Source organism: Butyrivibrio sp. NC3005 (assembly GCF_000424545.1).
Taxonomy (GTDB): domain Bacteria; phylum Bacillota; class Clostridia; order Lachnospirales; family Lachnospiraceae; genus Butyrivibrio.
This window is the reverse complement of sequence record NZ_AUKC01000037.1, coordinates 1-19505: the sequence shown is the minus strand read 5'-3', so window position 1 is coordinate 19505 and position 19505 is coordinate 1. Positions and strand designations below refer to the sequence as shown.

Annotated in this window: 21 protein-coding genes; all 21 read right to left on the bottom strand. The window is 39.2% G+C overall.

Annotated elements, in window-relative coordinates:
• Positions 1 to 11: 11 nt before the first annotated feature.
• Positions 12 to 422 carry a hypothetical protein gene (locus G634_RS0110530; protein WP_026505265.1) on the bottom strand — a complete coding sequence of 137 codons (411 nt, stop codon included), beginning with the start codon at positions 420 to 422 and terminating at the stop codon, positions 12 to 14.
• Between the two features lie 12 nt (positions 423 to 434).
• Positions 435 to 1298, bottom strand: coding sequence for a DUF6017 domain-containing protein (locus G634_RS0110525; protein WP_026505264.1), 864 nt, complete (start codon positions 1296 to 1298; stop codon positions 435 to 437).
• An 11-nt stretch (positions 1299 to 1309) separates the two neighbouring features.
• Entirely contained in the window at positions 1310 to 1522 is a 213-nt protein-coding gene (locus G634_RS0110520; RefSeq protein WP_026505263.1) for a hypothetical protein, read from the bottom strand.
• A gap of 61 nt (positions 1523 to 1583) precedes the next feature.
• The gene (locus G634_RS21610; protein ID WP_242826807.1) at positions 1584 to 1877 is read right to left on the bottom strand and encodes a helix-turn-helix domain-containing protein; all 294 of its coding nucleotides are present in this window, start codon (positions 1875 to 1877) and stop codon (positions 1584 to 1586) included.
• The gene (locus G634_RS0110510) at positions 1877 to 2932 is read right to left on the bottom strand and encodes a DUF5688 family protein (protein ID WP_026505262.1); all 1056 of its coding nucleotides are present in this window, start codon (positions 2930 to 2932) and stop codon (positions 1877 to 1879) included. The genes G634_RS21610 and G634_RS0110510 overlap by 1 nt, the downstream gene beginning before the upstream one ends.
• Positions 2933 to 3371: 439 nt before the next feature.
• Entirely contained in the window at positions 3372 to 4175 is an 804-nt protein-coding gene (locus G634_RS20365; protein ID WP_026505261.1) for a hypothetical protein, read from the bottom strand.
• Between the two features lie 203 nt (positions 4176 to 4378).
• Positions 4379 to 4960 (bottom strand): MBL fold metallo-hydrolase, encoded by a 582-nt coding sequence (locus G634_RS0110500; RefSeq protein WP_026505260.1) that lies wholly within the window; start codon positions 4958 to 4960, stop codon positions 4379 to 4381.
• A gap of 531 nt (positions 4961 to 5491) precedes the next feature.
• Positions 5492 to 6007: a helix-turn-helix domain-containing protein gene (locus G634_RS0110495; RefSeq protein ID WP_026505259.1), complete on the bottom strand. Its 516-nt coding sequence runs from the start codon at positions 6005 to 6007 to the stop codon at positions 5492 to 5494.
• A gap of 148 nt (positions 6008 to 6155) precedes the next feature.
• Positions 6156 to 6569: an EamA family transporter gene (locus tag G634_RS0110490; protein ID WP_026505258.1), complete on the bottom strand. Its 414-nt coding sequence runs from the start codon at positions 6567 to 6569 to the stop codon at positions 6156 to 6158.
• A 743-nt stretch (positions 6570 to 7312) separates the two neighbouring features.
• Positions 7313 to 7621 (bottom strand): hypothetical protein, encoded by a 309-nt coding sequence (locus G634_RS0110485; RefSeq protein ID WP_026505257.1) that lies wholly within the window; start codon positions 7619 to 7621, stop codon positions 7313 to 7315.
• Positions 7621 to 7893 carry a helix-turn-helix domain-containing protein gene (locus G634_RS0110480; RefSeq protein ID WP_200796074.1) on the bottom strand — a complete coding sequence of 91 codons (273 nt, stop codon included), beginning with the start codon at positions 7891 to 7893 and terminating at the stop codon, positions 7621 to 7623. The genes G634_RS0110485 and G634_RS0110480 overlap by 1 nt, the downstream gene beginning before the upstream one ends.
• A 142-nt stretch (positions 7894 to 8035) precedes the next feature.
• Positions 8036 to 8371: a helix-turn-helix transcriptional regulator gene (locus tag G634_RS18805; RefSeq protein ID WP_051233830.1), complete on the bottom strand. Its 336-nt coding sequence runs from the start codon at positions 8369 to 8371 to the stop codon at positions 8036 to 8038.
• A gap of 322 nt (positions 8372 to 8693) precedes the next feature.
• On the bottom strand, positions 8694 to 11336 hold the full coding sequence (gene ppdK / locus G634_RS0110470) for a pyruvate, phosphate dikinase (protein ID WP_026505256.1): 2643 nt from the start codon (positions 11334 to 11336) through the stop codon (positions 8694 to 8696).
• A 137-nt stretch (positions 11337 to 11473) separates the two neighbouring features.
• On the bottom strand, positions 11474 to 12433 hold the full coding sequence (locus G634_RS18800) for a glycerophosphodiester phosphodiesterase family protein (RefSeq protein ID WP_196805343.1): 960 nt from the start codon (positions 12431 to 12433) through the stop codon (positions 11474 to 11476).
• Between the two features lie 139 nt (positions 12434 to 12572).
• The gene (locus G634_RS0110460) at positions 12573 to 14213 is read right to left on the bottom strand and encodes an ABC-F family ATP-binding cassette domain-containing protein (protein ID WP_026505255.1); all 1641 of its coding nucleotides are present in this window, start codon (positions 14211 to 14213) and stop codon (positions 12573 to 12575) included.
• Between the two features lie 137 nt (positions 14214 to 14350).
• Positions 14351 to 15175, bottom strand: coding sequence for a Cof-type HAD-IIB family hydrolase (locus tag G634_RS0110455; protein WP_026505254.1), 825 nt, complete (start codon positions 15173 to 15175; stop codon positions 14351 to 14353).
• A gap of 3 nt (positions 15176 to 15178) precedes the next feature.
• Positions 15179 to 16021: a PHP domain-containing protein gene (locus G634_RS0110450; protein WP_026505253.1), complete on the bottom strand. Its 843-nt coding sequence runs from the start codon at positions 16019 to 16021 to the stop codon at positions 15179 to 15181.
• Positions 16022 to 16080: 59 nt separating this feature from the next.
• Positions 16081 to 16335 carry a hypothetical protein gene (locus G634_RS0110445; RefSeq protein ID WP_026505252.1) on the bottom strand — a complete coding sequence of 85 codons (255 nt, stop codon included), beginning with the start codon at positions 16333 to 16335 and terminating at the stop codon, positions 16081 to 16083.
• Positions 16336 to 16350: 15 nt separating this feature from the next.
• On the bottom strand, positions 16351 to 16965 hold the full coding sequence (locus G634_RS0110440; RefSeq protein WP_026505251.1) for a Maf family protein: 615 nt from the start codon (positions 16963 to 16965) through the stop codon (positions 16351 to 16353).
• 30 nt (positions 16966 to 16995) lie between these two features.
• Positions 16996 to 19158 carry an RNA degradosome polyphosphate kinase gene (locus G634_RS0110435; protein ID WP_026505250.1) on the bottom strand — a complete coding sequence of 721 codons (2163 nt, stop codon included), beginning with the start codon at positions 19156 to 19158 and terminating at the stop codon, positions 16996 to 16998.
• Between the two features lie 180 nt (positions 19159 to 19338).
• A partial coding sequence (locus G634_RS21995) for a zinc ribbon domain-containing protein (protein WP_155830564.1) occupies positions 19339 to 19505 on the bottom strand: 167 nt, incomplete at its 5' end.

Here is a 19505-nt window from a genome sequence, read left to right as displayed (position 1 = left end):
ATTTTCCTCCCTTAATCAACACGCATTGCAGAAAAGCAGGCGTCTCCTGCCTTCAAAGTATCCATCTGTGCCATAGCAACCTCTAAGAGATCACCAATCTCATCATCAGGGATAGCCTTAAGCACGTTCCCAGCTCTTTGAAAAATAAGCACGCTGCCAACTAAATACTCTTCACCCTCTGCCTTAAAAAGCTTATCTTTGTTGTAAACAGCAATATAATCTGACTTTCCAAGGTGAGTCCCTGCCCCACAAGTAGCCATCTGATCAAGAATATGCTCTGCTTCCTTCATAGAAATCTGTCTGATTTTACCGTTGGTTCCAAGAATCACAGCATGAGCATCTGGCCTGGATAAATCCGTCTCCGGTACTTTAATTCCATCCTTAATAGGATCAAGCTGAATATCAATTGTAATCTGTTCCATTGTCATTCCTCCTTAGATTTTTCCTGTCGCCATGTCATGCTGGACCAGCGACTGATAATAGTTGTTAATCGTAATTGGCGCATTATAAAGTGCTGCCACTATGTATTTCTTTACATTGCGAACCTTTGTAGTCTTGTCCTTCATACTGTCCATTACAAACTGGATATGGCTGCTATCCAGCTTCATGAATCTGCTTTTCACTACGTTAATAGGCTTTTTATCCCCGGATATAGTGATAAACTTCTGATTGCTGCACAGCACATCCAGGATTATGTCAAAAATCTCTTCTATCTCTTCTACTCCATAGGGATAGCGCTCTTTGAGTATCTCTATATCCAGTGACTGGTATAAATATTGTCTGTATAGCTCCCTCTCATCTTCTCTGCTCTTAGATAAGATTAGATTAGTATTACTACACTCAGTATTATTTGACTCAGTATTATTAGGTGGTGATTCTCGACATTCCGGGCTGGTGATTTTCACTACACCGGCATGGTGATTTTCACCACTCCGGACTGGTGATTCCTGAAGCAGGATAAAGTTCTTCACATAGATCCTGTCAGGTTTACAAAGTCCCTGCTTAACTCTTTCAATAAGTCCATAGCTCTCAAGCTCCTTTAAAAGCTTTAATGCCTTCTGACTTGCACAATGCAAATCCTCCTGGATACTGACAAGGGTGTAATAGACATACACTCTGCCCTCTTCATCAATCCAATGATTTTTCTTGGAAAGGGATACCCGATTCAGAAATAATCCATACAAAACCTTGGCATCCGTAGAAAGCTTTGCGAACTTTTCATCCTTAAAGAGCACCTGGGGAATCCTATAGAAGGCAAACTGCTCAGACTCTTCTTCATGAAAATAGCCAAAGTCCATACCACACCTCTTTAGGCATTACCTGTAGCAACACTGTTACTTCTGCTGTCAGCAACAAGCTTCTGATAGCAAGGAAAGCAAAATGACCTTCCATTACCGTAAGGGCAAGGATTACTGCAATTGCAAGGTGTAACTGGGCCAAGCTTAGGTGCAACACTGTGTGGCACCCTTGAAATGCCATTTTTGTCAAAGTTCTTCTGAACTCTCATATATTTCTTACTCATCTTAGATATCTCCTTTCGCCATAAGAAAAGGCCCCGAAGCCTAAGCTTCGAAGCCCTATCATTACCTGCACTCTTTTTGTAAGTGCTGTTTTCTTATTAAATTGCCTTTTTCAAGCTCATTCTTGACTTTGTACCTAGCCAAGTCATAAACATAATCCGGAGCTTTGGATATACCGAGTTCCCAATCCTGCATGGTTCTATATGGTATCCCCATCCATTCAGCGAACTCTTTTCTGTTCATGCCAGTCTCTTTCCTAAGAGATACAAAATTCTCAGAAGCAGCTGACTTTTGTACATCTTCCAGTCCGGATTTTTTCTTTTGGAGATTGCTTCTAACAGATGATTTACCAGGCATTATAAAGAAGCCTCATGCTTCTTGGTTGCAGCTTTTGTAGCTGCATCCTTTGCCGGATCTTTCTTTGCAATCTCCTGTTTCTTTTCTTTCAGATCTCCAAGGACGGAATCCTTATCAGGTGCATCATGTTCAGCCTCACGCTGACGTTCCTCATACTTATCAGCCAGCTCAAAAATATGATTCTGGCTGTCGTAATGATAAACATGATCCGTAAGCTGATCTGCAGGCTCAACCTGAGTAGCATTGACCTCTTTGACCATGTTTTCCAGCTCCTTGGCTGTCATCTGGCCATTGTCCTTTACAAGCAACACCTCATGGATACTGCTTGGGAGAACGAAGAAGTCACCGCCCATCTTCTGAGCTGCATCTTCCATGAAATTCGGATATGCGATAACACCGGCTCCATGAATCTTATCCGGAACTGTAGCAACAAACATCTGCTCATCTTCCGGTGCGACCTCAGGAATCATGCCAGGCGCAAGCTCACTCATCACTTCAGACATACCTCTGATCTCAGATGGTCTGATTTCAGGTGCATTCTCCATGGCATCAGCGCGAAGCTGCTCTTTAGTAATGCCATACTGATCAAGCAACTGATTGGTAACAAGGATTGTTCCATTACCAGAATCTGTCTGATCAAGCACAAAGCGATAAACAACAGCCATATCCTCCATTCTTTCATGAGGTACGCTCTCAAGAAGTTCCGCATTCTTCTCTGCAGAAACCACTTCCATAGAAAGCTTGTTCTTCATCTGCTCATAATCAGAGAGCGACTCCAGATCCACCTGAGGTGATTCGCGGAATCCTTTCTCCACTGCATCAGCAAAATGCTCTGCAATCTCAGGGATTGGTGTACCATTCTCATAAGCAGCAAATGCTTTCTCAACGCTGATGTTCACTCCAATGGAACTGTCCACAGGTCTTACTGTGATAGCATCATAACTGTCATTCATCTTATCTACTCTACGAGCAGTAAGATCAACATCAGCTCCTCTAACAGCAAGTTCAGCCTTTAAAGCATCCTGGAAACCTTCTTTGAAACGTTCATAATCCATATTCAATTTTCTCCTTTTCTTTGACAGTTTTAATAGAAACACCGGCGCGCGCTTACCGGTTTCGGATAACAAAAAAAGCGCCACACACGACCTTGAGGGTTTGGTCATGTGGACGCTTAAATCTGCTTCCTATTCTTCTGCAAAAGAAAAACAAGTGAGTGGCTTTTGTTTACCTCTCACTTGTCTATGATAATAATAGCACCGTTAAATCTATAAGAAAAGTGCTAATGTCGGTCGAGACGAGTCAAAACGAGTCAAAACGAGACAATGTCGGTCAAGAACTCAACAAACAGGAAATAGATTTGATAAAGCTGTTATAATAACTTGTCATTCCATTCACATTAATCGTATTACTCATTACGTTCTCCTTCCCGCAGCCCATCTTTCAGTCAGAGCCACACCGCTCATCGGAAAAGTCCGAGCGGTAATAATTTATTAACTACATTTCCCCAACGACATATGTTCCTGCTTCATACGCCGATAAAACTCCTGCAACTTTGGGATCTGTCGGCATAGAAAAGAAATCATTGAATTCAAACAAGCTGTTGGTCTTTAACATAGCTTTTCCATTTAGAAAATCTGTATATGCCTGACGCTTCTCAGCCGCCTCCCGTAGCCATTTCTTTTCCAATTCCTTCTTCTCAGCAGCCCTCTGATTAACACGATTTTGAATTTTTTTCTGTTCGCCTCGTTTAGTCCAAAAGCTATTCCTCGACTTTTCTTCCCATACCTTTTCGCCGTTTCCATTCTGATAACCATTCGACCAACTTAAACACCGACATTCCGCTTTAGATGCCCCAAAACTACAGACACAACAAAGAGGACCTGTTAATGCTCGGTTGCCACTTGAATACTCATTGCCAAGCATCCCCTTAATGCTATCCATAACCCATTTCTCATACTCAGGATCTGCCTGCATTGCCTTGAAGCCCTCATCAGAAATTGAAATAGCATAGCTGTCGCAAGAATGGGATGAATGTATGTTATATTTAGAAATCGTGTCATTAATATATTGCTTATATTCTTCCAATGTCATATCCTTTGTGGAAACAGCTGCTGTTTCCTCTAATGTACCAGCTGTTTCCACCTTTGAGCTTAGTGTAGAAATAAAAGAATCTTTTTCACCATTCACAGTCCCGCTATTAACCTTCGAACCTTTATCCACCGATGTCTGAGACGTAACCGATTTGATAAAGCTGCTATAATAACTTGTCATCCCATTTACATTGATCGTATTACTCATTAAAACACCTCCAATACTATATAAAAAGCACCTATAAACAGGTATTTATCAATCCTTGATTACAGATGCTCTTCCTAGCTTTATCAGTTATATTTATTTTATCGGTCAGTACTACACATTTCTAAATACTTGCAATTAAATAAATCATATCTTGATGCCAAATCACCGCATAATTAAGCTTTCAATAAACTTGAATTTGTCATTTAGAATTCTTTTTCATTTGCATGGGCAGAAAGGATTCGTTTTGGATGATAGCTCATAATTTGCTCCCAGTCACTTTTTAGCCTGGGATTATGGTCATAAGCAGCCAGATATTCAACAGGCTCCAGATCGCCAACAATACAATTTCCATCGTCAAGAATAATGGATACACTGTCTTCACTGTGACTTGGTGTGTAAATGATCTCTCCGCTAATTCCAATACTGCACAAGAAGCTTCTGCTCTCTGCACAACTAATCACCTTTGCCACGTTTTCATCTATCGGCTTGTAATTCAATCGCTTGTCTCTGAAAAATATGTCATCGGCGAAATGAACTGAACTGTGCTGAACATCTACAATCAAAAGCGTAACCCCAAGCTTCTGTAACTCACTGACGATTCCGATGTGATCAGGGTGATAGTGAGTGGCTAACATATAAGAAATATCGCTTATATCAATGCAAGCTGTTTTTATCGCTTTGAAAAACTGAGGTAAGGTTCCTGCATAATCAGTATCGATAAGCAGACCGCCTTTTGCTCCAGCGATATAAAATGTGTTCGTATTTCCATATCGTAGTTTTATCATTACCGCTCATACTCCTTCATAAATCCCGATTTTTTATTTCACTATTATCAATTATACAGAATCCTGTTAAATGTCAATTAAATTTGTCCACAGAGGACGCAAAATAAAAAACTCACTAGGTTCATTTCCTGAGCCTCTAAGTTACTGGCCGGATTGCCCAAATCAAGAAAAAAGTCTGGAAAAAGATTAGATTTCCAGTTTTGGAAAAGTTCAATATTTTTACAACTAATCCAAATCATACAAAAAAGTCCCAAAAAGGCAACAAATTCTTGCCTTTTAGTGGTTTTAAAAAATTTGATTTGCCCATATAAGTAAAATAAAGGTCAAAAAGATGAAAAGCACAGAGGAAATTTCAAGATTAAATGCCCTACAGGAGAAATTTTTCTTCATATGGGCAACCATGAATCTCTATAATCTCTTGTACATGATCATTTATCTTTTCCTCTCTTATTTTCAATTTGTTTTCTTACTCTTTGTTTTGAGCTTGAAGTCATTATAGACAAATTTGAAGTTTATGGTCTATTAGACTTTTTATTTACAGTTGTACTTTCGTTTCATTTCTCGTCTTGCCTTAATCTTTCCTAAAAGTCCAGAAAGATACACTGCAAGGACTATTAATATACCACAATCTAACCCAAGACCTGCACCAGCTACTCTTTCATAGACACTTCCAGGTGTATCTAGTCCTGTAAATTCAATAATCACGAACGCAATCATTCCTATTATTGCAATAACCGTAAGTACAAATAACCTTCCTTTGTTTTTCTGATTAATTGTCTCTGTATAATCAGATAATTTCAATACTGTTTCTTTTACTTCTTCATTCATATTCTCGCTTTTCCTTTCTCCATCAATGATTTCAGGTATACTAACATCATAAAAATCAGCCAATTCAGCCAACAAACTAATATCAGGCATATTAGAACCTGTTTCCCATCTAGAAACCGTTCGTCCTGAAACTTTTATCTTTTCGGCAAGCTGTTCCTGTGTAATATTCTTTTCTTTCCTAAGTTCTTTTAAAAAACGTCCAATCTTTTTCTGATCCATACTGTTTCCTCCTTTCATTGACAGAGTAATATTATTCTACTAAACATAACACGACACAAAGCGAGAAAATGCCGTATTTACGCTATTGGACAAATCTGTCTAGTATTATTTATATTGGCTTTAGCCACAAAAACTTGAAGTTGTTTATTTATAAAACCATCAACAATGTTCCTGCCCCGATCAATATGCATCCAATCATCGACTTTGCAGTAAACTCTTCATGAAGGAAAACAAATGCCAACACCAGAGTAATAACTACGGACAGTTTATCTATCGGCACTACCTTGGAAGCATCTCCCATCTGCAATGCCTTGTAATAGCATAGCCATGAAGCTCCCGTTGCCAACCCGGACAGGATCAGGAAAATCCAGCTCTTCTGACTGATTGCTCTGATACCGCCTTGCTGATGCGTAATAAATACCATTCCCCAAGCCATTATAACAACTACCATCGTACGGATTGCAGTAGCCAGATTCGATCCGACACCTTCAATTCCTATCTTTGCCAATATTGATGTCAGTGCGGCAAAGATTGCCGAACTAAGTGCTAATAAAAACCACATAGTGATACTCCTTTAAACTCCGATTTGTTAATTTCACTATTATCTATTAATGTTAAAAAAACAACAATAATTATATATTATATTTATAAATTTTACAATTCATTTCCTAAGCCTCTGAGTTACTGGCCGGATTACCCAAATCAAGGAAAAAGTCTGCAAAAAGATTAGATTTCCGTTCTTGGAAAAGTTCAATAAATTTACAACTAATCCAAATCACACAAAAAAGCCCCAAAAAGGCAACAAATTCTTGCCTTTTCGGGGTTTTATAAAACTAAAATTGCCTATATACATAAAATAAGGATAAAAAAGATGAAAAACGCAGAAGAAATCTTGAGATTCGTTGCCCTACATGGAAATTTTTCCTTTATATGGGCAACCATGAATCTCTATAATCTCTTTTACATAATCATTTATCTTTTCCTCTCTTATTTTCAATTTGTTTTCTTACTCTTTGTTTTGAGCTTGAAGTCATTATAGACAAATTTGAAGTTGCGCGTTTCTACGAGCGGTGCAAGGATGCACCGAATTGGCTGTCGGGAGCTTGCTCACGAACAGACATATTCGTGTGCAGACTTATAGTGCGACAGCGCGACATGAGCATGAAGCGTAGCGGAATGCGAATACAGTCACCGCTCGACAAATCTGAAGTTATCGAGCTCTTTCTCTAACAAAAGAGCCTTACAAACTCCGATTTATCAAAATAAGCACTTTCGTGCTGCTTCTTATCTTAACACACTATAGCTTTATATTCTTGCTAATAATTCCTTTATGCAACCAATTCCTTCAGCACCCCAAATGGTTAAGGCCTGAGGAACCACTGCAACAAGGATACCTACAATAAGTCCTTGCCATCCAAGAGAAGCAGATCCATTAATAAATGAACAAATACCACCAATCACAAAGAAAACACCCAGCAACCAGCATACAAGATTTGCCAGGCCACCGATAAAACCAATTGCAAGCATCAGCAATGTAAGAACTGCTTGTACAGGTAATAATGCTATTCTAAGGATAACTCTTAAAACTGTTCCAATACCATACAATACTGTCATTATAGGTTCCCCCTTTCCTTCTCCATCTGAACCTTATAAGCAATCAAACGAAGTACATATTCTGGCATTGCCCTACGACCAAGTTCCCATTCCTGCATAGTTCTATATGGAATACCAAGCCAGGCAGAAAAATCTTTTCTATTCATTCCTGACTGCGCTCTAATCATCTTAAACGCATATGCCATCTTCCGGCGTACAGCATCAGCATCTGTTTTATCTATTTTTTCCACCTCAATATCTATACCTTCAATGCTATATATTTCCTTATCCATGGCACTACCTCCTATATTAATGTAGTCAATGCGTGTATTCTTATCTTCATTATATGTAGTCATTGACTACATGTCAATATATAAAAATACCCGCAAAGCAGGTGTAATCTGCAATGCGGGCATCCTGAGTCTTATTCAGTTTTTAAAGCAATCCTTCAACCTTACGCTTCATTACCCAATAAATATCTTCTACATCACGATCTGATAGTTTTTCGAGTAACTTAAAGAAGGAACTGTACTTGGCAGCAAGCCTCTTCTCTTCACCAGCTTCTGTAAAGTCAACAAAGAGCAATTCTCTTACATCGACATCATAAATTCTGGAGAACTGTGCGAGCTCATCTGCAGATATACTTCTCTTACCTGCTTCCATTTCACTGATAGCTCTTCTTGTAATTTTCATTAAAGCTGCAGCATCATCCTGAGTGATTTCTGCTTTCATACGTGCTTCTTTTAGCTTTTTAGCTGTAAATTCCGACATTTTTGAACCTCCTTCTAATTTCCGATTTTCGGAAATTTTTTCAAAATGACCCTTTTTTCGATTTCCGATTTTCGGAAATCCCACATCATTTTTTGTTGAATGCAACGGGAAATTTCTTGTGTCTAGCTCTCATTACAGCCTGGTTGAAATTATTCTTTAGTAAAAAAATATAGGGTGTCTAAGCAGACACCCTATACTAGGAATAGCTTTATTTCAAGCTTTTCTGGGTAATGGAAAGTATTTTCCGGATGATAAATCCTCATACTTTGCTTCATGAAATCTTTGGAGATTTCAAAAGTTCCCAAAAAACAGCTTGCATCTTTTACTGACGTGACTCGGCGATAGCTGCCTGTGCTGCTGCAAGACGTGCAACTGGTACACGGAATGGTGAGCAAGATACATAGTCAAGACCGATCTTGTGGCAGAACTCAACAGATGAAGGATCTCCACCGTGCTCGCCGCAGATACCTACGTGAAGCTTAGGGTTAACTGGCTTGCCGAGCTTGAGGGACATCTCCATAAGCTTACCAACACCTGTCTGGTCAAGCTTAGCAAATGGATCGCTCTCGAAGATCTTCTCATCATAGTAAGCACCAAGGAACTTACCAGCGTCATCACGGGAGAAACCGAATGTCATCTGTGTAAGGTCGTTTGTACCGAAGCAGAAGAAGTCAGCTTCAGAAGCGATCTCATCAGCTGTAAGAGCAGCTCTTGGGATCTCGATCATTGTACCAACTTCGTACTCAAGGTTAGCACCAGCTGCTGCGATTTCAGCGTCAGCTGTCTCTACAACAACCTTCTTAACGAACTTAAGCTCTTTGACCTCACATACAAGAGGGATCATGATTTCAGGCTTAACGTTCCAATCTGGATGAGCCTTCTGTACTTCAAGTGCTGCACGGATAACAGCCTTTGTCTGCATCTTAGCAATTTCAGGATATGTAACTGCAAGACGGCATCCTCTGTGACCCATCATAGGGTTGAACTCGTGAAGAGAAGCGATGATAGCCTTAATCTCTTCTACGCTCTTGTGCTGAGCATCAGCAAGCTTCTTGATTTCTTCCTCTGTTGTAGGAACGAACTCGTGAAGTGGTGGATCAAGGAATCTGATTGTAACTGGGCATCCTTCAAGAGCTTCATAGAGCTGCTTGAAATCGTTCTGCTGGTAAGGAAGAATCTTCTCAAGAGCAGCTTCTCTCTCTTCAACTGTATCAGAGCAGATCATCTCACGGAATGCAGCAATTCTGTCTTCCTCGAAGAACATGTGCTCTGTACGGCAAAGACCGATACCTTCAGCACCAAGCTCTCTAGCCTTCTTAGCATCAGCAGGAGTATCAGCGTTTGTACGAACCTTAAGTCTTCTGAACTCATCAGCCCAAGCCATGATACGTCCGAACTCACCAGCGATCTTAGCATCAACTGTTGCAATCTGACCATCATAGATGTTACCTGTTGTACCATCGATAGAGATGAAATCTCCTTCGTGGAATTCTTTTCCAGCAAGTGTGAACTTCTTGTTCTCTTCATCCATGTTGATATCGCCACAACCAGATACGCAGCACTCACCCATACCACGAGCAACTACAGCAGCGTGAGATGTCATACCACCACGAACTGTGAGGATACCCTGAGCAGCCTTCATACCTGTGATATCTTCTGGAGATGTCTCAAGACGAACAAGAACTACCTTCTCACCTCTTGCAGCCCATTCAACAGCATCATCAGCTGTGAATACAACCTTACCGCAAGCAGCTCCAGGAGATGCACCAAGACCCTTTCCAAGAGGAGTAGCAGCCTTAAGAGCAGCAGCATCGAACTGTGGGTGAAGAAGTGTATCAAGGTTACGAGGATCGATCATTGCTACAGCTTCTTCTGGAGTCTTGTGTCCTTCATCAACGAGGTCGCAAGCGATCTTAAGAGCAGCTGGAGCTGTTCTCTTACCGTTACGGCACTGAAGCATGTAGAGTTTCTTGTTCTCTACTGTAAACTCCATATCCTGCATGTCATGGTAGTGATTCTCAAGAGTCTCACAAACCTTGATGAACTCAGCGTATGCTTCTGGGAATTCCTGCTCCATCTGTGCGATTGGCATAGGAGTACGAACACCAGCAACTACGTCTTCACCCTGTGCATTGATGAGGAACTCACCCATGAGCTTGTTCTCACCTGTTGCAGGATCACGTGTGAATGCAACACCTGTACCGGACTCGTTGTTAAGGTTACCGAATACCATAGGCATTACGTTAACAGCTGTTCCCCATGAATATGGGATATCGTTATCACGACGATATACGTTAGCACGAGGGTTATCCCATGAACGGAATACAGCCTCGATAGCGAGCTTTAACTGCTCAACTGGATCAGATGGGAAATCCTTACCAAGCTGTTTCTTGTACTCAGCCTTGAACTGCTCAGCAAGTTCCTTAAGATCAGCAGCTGTAAGATCTACGTCGAACTTAACACCCTTCTTCTCCTTCATCTGGTCGATGAGCTGTTCGAAGTACTTCTTACCAACTTCCATAACAACATCAGAGAACATCTGAATGAAACGACGATATGAATCATATACGAAACGCTCGAATGCAGGATCAGGATTGCCCTTGATCATAGCTGCAACAACGTCATCATTAAGACCAAGGTTAAGGATTGTATCCATCATACCTGGCATAGATGCACGAGCACCTGAACGAACAGAAACAAGAAGAGGATTCTCAAGATCACCGAACTTCTTACCGTTAATCTCCTCCATCTTCTTAACACCTTCCATAGCCTGAGCCATGATTTCATCGTTGATCTTACGACCATCTTCATAATACTGTGTACAAGCTTCTGTTGTAATTGTGAAGCCCTGTGGTACTGGAAGGCCAATATTTGTCATTTCAGCAAGGTTAGCACCCTTACCTCCAAGCAATTCACGCATTGTAGCGTTACCTTCAGTGAACATATAAACCCACTTGTTTGCCATTTTCTTCCCTTTCTTTGTCAATTACCAAAAATCGACAATTCCCTATACATTTTTATAATTTTTCATGAAAACATGAATAATTACCCATATAAACAAAACTCTTTGCAGACAGCAAAGTCTAAAACAAGTTCGCCATTTTACTTGTCAAGGCTTGTATAATGCCTTCCTTTCTCCTGACGAAATTTTTCAACTTTTTCCTTTGTTTCAGGAATAAAGCTATCGAATATAAATATGTCAAATTTTCCGCGATTTTCATCGAGCGCTTTCTGGTCTTTGATAGTCCAGGCAGCTGCCACGTTCTTGTAAAGTTTATGTACAATTCGTCTGGAAAAATTATTTGCATGCTTGTAATTGTAAGCAACAAAATCCGGTTTTGTAAGGAAATTCAGCATGAGATTAGACGGAATCTTCCAGAAAAGTTTACTGCGAATTTCCATCTCACTGTCTTTTAAAAACTCCTCCGCTAATTGTCCCCTCATCACTCCCGGATGGTGTTTCCTATACCATATAAGTCCAAGAGGATTAAATGATTCAATACAATAGTCTCCTTTATATTTTCTAAGAAGAGCATCAGCCTTCTCACAGACTTTTGTATCAAATGTTTCAATTTTCAATTCTACGATAAGCGGAACTTTTCCATTTACCATGTGAAGAAAATCTTCAAACTTTGGAATCTTCTCTTCTGAATTCATCAAATGAAAATGTGTGAGCTGTTCGTAAGTGTAATCACTTACTTTGCCCAAAACACTAACTGAGCCATCATGGTTCTTGATACCAAAAGGTGACTCATAACCGCTATCATATCTAGCTACCCGCATCAGTAAAAAGTCATGAAATATGACAGGAATTCCATCCTTGGTAAGCTGGACATCACATTCAATTCCATAACCCGCATCGACTGCTTTTCGAAAAGCGGCCATCGAATTCTCTGGTGCCTTGCTCTTATTATCGTGTAAGCCGCGATGTGCATATAACTTCCCGACAAAAGGCTCTTTAGAAGGTTTTTTAAACATTCTTGGCATAAGTATAGCCAAGTAAAGACCACCAAGAGTTGCGGGAATCATTGCTAGCTTAACTGCTGCCTTGCTCGAACGCATTACTCACCTCACCATTGTGAAAATACTCACAAACGCCTTTACTATTTTAATACACTAATAATCTCATGACAAGACTAAACTTCTATAAAATATGTTTATAGAACATATTTTATAGAAGTTTACAAAAAAGCTTTATTTATTAATCATCTGCTTCGTCTTCTTCATTAGTCTGATATACAGTTCTCTTACGAGCCATTTCATCACTTTCAAGATATTCGTCGTATGTTGTACGCTTATCTATAAGTGAACCGTCTGGAAGAATCTCCATGATACGGTTAGCTGTTGTCTGAACTACCTGGTGGTCACGACATGCAAAAAGCTCAACTCCAGGGAACTTAATCATTCCTTCGTTAAGAGCTGTGATGGATTCCATATCAAGATGGTTGGTAGGCTCGTCGAATACAAGACAGTTAGCTCCGCTTATCATCATCTTGGACAATAAACATCTAACCTTCTCACCACCAGAAAGAACCTTAACCTTCTTAACTCCATCTTCACCGGCAAAAAGCATACGTCCAAGGAATCCACGAACATAGGATGCATCCTTGATTTCAGAATACTGTGTAAGCCAGTCTGCAATTGTATAATCGTTATCAAATTCCTTTGTATTATCCTTAGGGAAATATGCCTGGGAAGTTGTTACACCCCACTTGAATGTTCCCTCATCAGGTTCCATTTCACCTGTAAGAATCTGGAAAAGAACAGTCTTTGCAAGTTCATTTCCACCTACAAATGCAATCTTATCATCATGCTGTACTACAAAAGAAATATTATCAAGAACCTTAACTCCGTTTACAGTCTTGGAGATTCCATCAACTGTCAATACTTCGTTTCCGATTTCTCTGTTAGGTCTAAAATCAATGTAAGGGTACTTACGGCTTGATGGACGCATATCTTCGAGCTCGATTTTCTCGAGAGCTTTTTTACGTGATGTAGCCTGCTTACTCTTACTTGCGTTAGCAGAGAAACGTGAAATGAATTCTTTTAATTCTTTAATCTTCTCTTCTTTTCTCTTATTAGCTTCTTTCTTCTGACGAATCATAATCTGAGAAGCTTCATACCAGAAATCATAGTTACCTGTTGAAAGAGTAATCTTTCCATAATCGATATCTGCGATATGTGTACATACCTTATTAAGGAAGTATCTGTCATGGGATACTACAATAACTGTATTCTCGAAGTTAATAAGGAACTCTTCAAGCCATGAAATAGCATCAAGATCAAGATGGTTTGTAGGCTCATCAAGAAGGAGAATATCAGGGTTACCAAATAAAGCTCTTGCAAGAAGAACTTTAACCTTCTGCGCACCATTAAGCTCTTTCATAAGCTTTGTATGGTACTCTGTTTCTATTCCAAGTCCGTTAAGAAGTGATTCCGCATCTGCTTCAGCTTCCCAACCGTTCATTTCTGCAAATTCAGCTTCGAGTTCTGAAGCTCTTATTCCGTCTTCATCAGAGAAATCTTCTTTTGCATAGATTGCATCCTTCTCTGCCATTACTTCTGCAAGTCTTGCATTTCCTCCGATAACGCAGGAAAGAACCTGATCTTCATCATACTTGAAGTGATCCTGTTCCAAAAATGAAAGTCTCTGACCAGGTGTAATGGAAACCTCACCATTTGTTGTATCAATCTGTCCGGAAAGAATCTTCAAAAATGTTGATTTACCAGCACCATTGGCGCCTATAATACCGTAACAGTTGCCTTCTGTAAATTTGATATTAACGTCCTCGAAAAGTGCTTTCTTGCCTACTCTAAGCGTAACATTTGTAGCTTGAATCATTTAACTTCTAACCTCTTTCTACATAATTATCAACGAATAAGAATAATCTTTAAATATATAAATTGCCACCCGTCATTATACAGTAAAGTAACAGTTCATGCAAACTGGGAAAAATATAAAAATTTGCTTGTTTTTGTCTAAATATTTTCTATCTGGCATGCCTGTAATATTTCATCATAAAGTCCGTCGTTATTATTATCTTTTTTGGTAATTCTGTCTGCTGCCTGTTTTAATGCATCAACTGCATTAAGCATTGCTATTCCGCATCCTGCTGTCTGTATCATATCTATATCATTTTGCTGGTCTCCGGCTGCGTAGCTGTCTTTAATATCTACCTCCAGCATCTGGCATAGCTTTTTTACAGCTGCTCCTTTTCCTGCATTTTGAGGAAATATCTCAAGATAATAATCATTTGAATACATTACCTTGAGTTTATCTGGTGCAAGACTTGCCACTTCTTTTCTAAAATTTTCCATTTTATCATGGTCATGAAGCTCGATTGCTATGCATTTTGAAGGGTTAACTGTAAGTTGTGAATAGATATCATCTGTTACTATTAAAGGAGTCTTTATTACTTTTTTGTAGTACTGCATACATTCGCCGTTATCCGGAGATATTATGGTATCGTCTGTAAATGTATGACAGTGAATTCCGTGTCTTAATGCAACTTTAAATACTTCTTTTACCAGCGAAAGCTCCATCGTTTCTCTGTATACAAGTTCATCTTTGTCTACATCATAGATTTGACAGCCGTTAAAACCTACAAGGAAACTTCCTTTGAAATTCATCCTGCAGTCTTCATAGACTTTTTTGGCAGAATCTATGGCTCTACCTGTATTGATCACAAAGTGATTTCCTTTATCTACAAAAACTTCCAAAGCCTGTCTTGTCTTATCTGTAAGCATCTTTTCATCATTTAATAAAGTTCCATCCAAATCAAAATGAAAAATCTTTTTTCCCATGACTTATCTCTTTTTCTTAAGATTATTAAGGACTTCCTCTGGTACGAACAAGTTGCCTCTTCCAACGCTAAGGTCTATTTCATCTTTGTTGTCACCATGGAAATCTGAACCGCCGCTGATACACAAATCAAAATCTTCTGCAATCTCTCTGATATATCTTTCATCAGATGCTGTATACATAGAATAAATTGCTTCAATTCCAACAAGTCCGTTATCTTTTAACTCTTTTACAAGTGTTCTAAGTCTCTCATCTGACATTCCGTATAAAATAGGATGTGCAAGGATAGACAGTCCTCCTGCCTCTTTGATCATCTCAAGTGCCTTTACAGGTGTTATCTTTTCTCTTGCCACAAAACACGGGCAGTCATCACCTATATATCTGTCGAATACTTCCTGTCTGGAAGATACGAGTCCGTGTTCGAGCATATATGCTGCATAATGAGCTCTTGTTATCACAGAATCAGGGTAGCAGGCTTGGAGTGCATCAAAATCCATGGGTATTCCGTGTTCTGTTAACAATGCGCACATTTTTCTGTTTCTGGCAACTCTTGAATCAACAAATTCCTGAAGTTTTTTCTTTATAACAGGATTTGTATAATTCATGTACAGACCTACGATATGTACATCTTTTCCCTGATATTCTGTACTAAACTCAATTCCCGGTATTACTTCAAGATCGTCATATTTTTCACCTGCTTTAATTGCTTCTTCAAGACCTTTGGTAGTATCGTGATCTGTAAGTGCAATCGCTGCAAGATTCTTTTCATGTGCATAATCAATAAGCTCTGTTGGAGAATAGGTTCCATCAGATGCTGTGGAATGTGTATGTAAATCTACTGCTCTCATATTTCCCTTTCCATAAAAATACCTTACCGGCACTCTAAGGTGTCAGTAAGGTAACATCATTATCCTTCAACTATAAGATATCTTCCATCGCCGATATCAAAAACCTCTGAAGCTTCTAAAATATTCTGTCCTTCAAAATCAACACCTGCTTCATCAAAGTACTCCGCTACTTCCTTAGCGGAATCAACAACGACTGCACAGCAGTCTTCCAAGAAAGCTTCTGCCTCTTCCATTGAGGAAGCTACATCCTCTGGAAATAACTGGCTTTGATTCTCCAAAAAGCAGTTTAATACGTCATCATCAAATTCGTGCATAGTTTAACTCCTGTTTCATAAAAGTACATGTTGCTTCAATGTCTGATAAACCCTGGCGATTGGTAGACCAACAACATTATTATAATCACCCCGGATTCCTTTGACATAAGCAGCAAACGCACCCTGAATACCGTAACTTCCAGCTTTATCATACGGCTCGCCACTGTCGCAGTAGCGCAGGATTTCTTCCTGACTCATAGGATAAACTTCAACCTGCGTCTCTTCAGCAAATATGTCACACTTCATTTGTCCATTTTCATCCTGAAAGACTATTGCCACTCCTGTATATACTTCGTGGCAATCACCTTGCAGACTAGAAATAGTACGAATTGCATCTGCTCTGTCTTTGGGTTTTCCAAGTATCTTATGTCTATATGATACAACGGTATCTGCACCAATGACAATGATGCTTTCATTTTTTGTTGGAAAATTTTCTGAAGTTTTTTTGTTAAAAACCTCCAAAGCCTTTTGTAATGCGAGTTCTTTTACTACTTCACTTGGCTCATCAGAAGTAATTTTCTCTTCTCCTTTTGCAGGCATAACTTCAAAAGAAAGCCCTATCTGCTGCATAAGTTCCCTTCGTCTAGGTGATCCTGATGCAAGAATCAGTGTTACGTCTTTATTACTCATTAAAAAAATACCTCAAAAAATTTTTATTTATTATGCATACGGATTCATCTCCGGTTTAAAGGTTCTGCTATCTTTCACAAATCCGCTTTCGGATGTTTTGGCAAGTCTCTTTGCCTCTTCACCAAATACAATCTGAGAATTTATTAGTTCTCCTTTCTTTGAAACTTTAACATATTCATCGTTTGATTGCAAAATATGTGCCTTTTCATTATCTTTTAGTTCAGTATCCAGAATATTCCACAGCTTTTCACGAAGACTTGGATCTTCGACAGGGAACATTATCTCTACTCGTCTCTCAAGGTTTCTCGGCATCCAGTCGGCACTTGCGCAATAATACTCCGGCTTTCCGGCATTTTCAAAGTAGAAGATTCTGCTGTGTTCGAGGAAGTTTCCGACTATAGAGCGTACGGTGATGTTCTCTGAAACTCCTTTTACTCCTGCTCTAAGACAGCATATTCCTCTGATTATAAGGTCGATTTTAACACCGGCGCAGCTTGCCTTATACAAGGCTGCGATAACTTCTTTATGGCAAAGTGAATTCATCTTAGCCACAATTCTTGCAGCTTCTCCTCTTTTGGCATTTTCTTCTTCTCTTTTTATCATATAAAGGAGTCTGTCCTTAAGCCACAAGGGTGCCAGAGATAGTCTGTTCCATGCAAGAGGTTCTGAATAACCTGAGAGCATATTAAATACGGCTGTTGCATCTTCACCGAAAGCTTCCTTGCATGTAAACAATCCTACATCGGTATACTGTCTTGCTGTGGAATCGTTATAGTTTCCTGTTGCAAGGTGTACGTATCGTCTTATTCCATCTTCCTCTTTTCTGACTACGAGGGTTATCTTACAGTGTGTCTTCAAACCTACCAGTCCGTATATTACATGACAGCCCGCTTTTTCAAGCTTTTTCGCCCATACTATATTGTTTTCTTCATCAAACCTTGCTTTTAATTCTACAAGAACTGTTACCTGTTTTCCATTATCTGCTGCCTTTGCAAGTGCTGCAATAATCGGAGAGTTTCCGCTTACTCTGTACAAGGTTTGCTTGATTGCAAGAACATTTGCATCAACTGCTGCATCAGAAACGAATCTTACTACGGGGTCGAAGGTCTGATATGGATGATGCATCAGAATATCTTTTTTCCTGATACAGCTAAAAATGCTCTCATCTGTCTTAATCTCAGGTACTAGCTGCGGTGTAACATATCCGTGTTCCTTCAAATGATCGAATCCTTCAAGCTTATAGACTTTCATGAGGAATGTTAAATCCATAGGTCCGTCAATTTTATAGATTTCCTGCTCAGTTACGCCTAGTTCTTTTCCTATAACTTGAAGGAGTCTTTTATCCATATCGCTTGATACTTCAAGTCTTATTACTTCACCCCACTGACGCCTTTTCAGCTGTTTTTCAATTTCCTTGAGAAGGTCTTCTGCTTCATCTTCGTCAATGGATAAATCAGCATTTCTTCCTACTCTGAAGGGATAGGCACATTCTATGTTGTAGTTCAAAAAGAGCTTATCCATATTTTTGAGTATTATTTCTTCGAGCAGTATTACTTTTCTAATGCCTAAATCTTTACTTGGAAGCTCGATTATTCGTGATAAAACATTTGGCACCTGTACCATTGCAAAATCGAAATCTCTTTTTTCTTTTTTGCCTGTTTTCTTGGCCTCTTTACTGCGAATAAGAGCCCCTATATTCAAGGTCTTATTACGAATAAGTGGGAATGGCCTAGAGGAATCAACTGCCATTGGGGTTAGTACCGGGTATACAAATTCGTGAAAATACTGATCTACATACTCGCTTTCCTCTATTGTCAAATCCTTGTAGCTTTTCACCATAATAAGCCCGTTTTCGCTTAACATGGGGATTAGCTGTTTATTAAGTGTCTGATACTGCTGTTTCACAAAATCGTGGAGAGATTTTGTTACAAGGTCTAGCTGCTGAATCGGGGATAATCCCGCTATATCAGGCTTTGTATAATCAGCATGTATCATATCTATAAGTGATGCCACTCTTACCATAAAGAATTCATCGAGGTTTGATGCTGTTATAGACAAAAACTTTAACCTTTCAAACAAAGGATTTGATGAATCTTTTGCTTCTGATAAACATCTTTTATTAAACGAAATCCATGATAATTCTCTATTTGTATAGTAAATAGGATTTTGAAAGTCAACAGCTTTTTCTGCCATATATTTCGTACTCCGTTACTGAAAACTTATAAAAAGTTATAAACTTTTATGTTTCATTCCTACTTCATCGAGTATGCTTTTGACGATGAAAGCATCAATCTACTCACAAGTTCTTGTACTCTCCATAGGCGTAAATTCCGAATTAACGTATCCGTACACATTTGCATTAACGTTCAAGTGTTAGCTTGCAAATTTTTCTCCATAAGCTTTTAAGTTTAGTGATGCCTGAAAATCTCTGTCTATGACATTTCCACATTCACATCTATAAATCCTGTCAGATAATTTCAAATCTTTTTTGATATTTCCACAGTAACTACACAGTTTTGATGATGGATAAAATCTGTCTG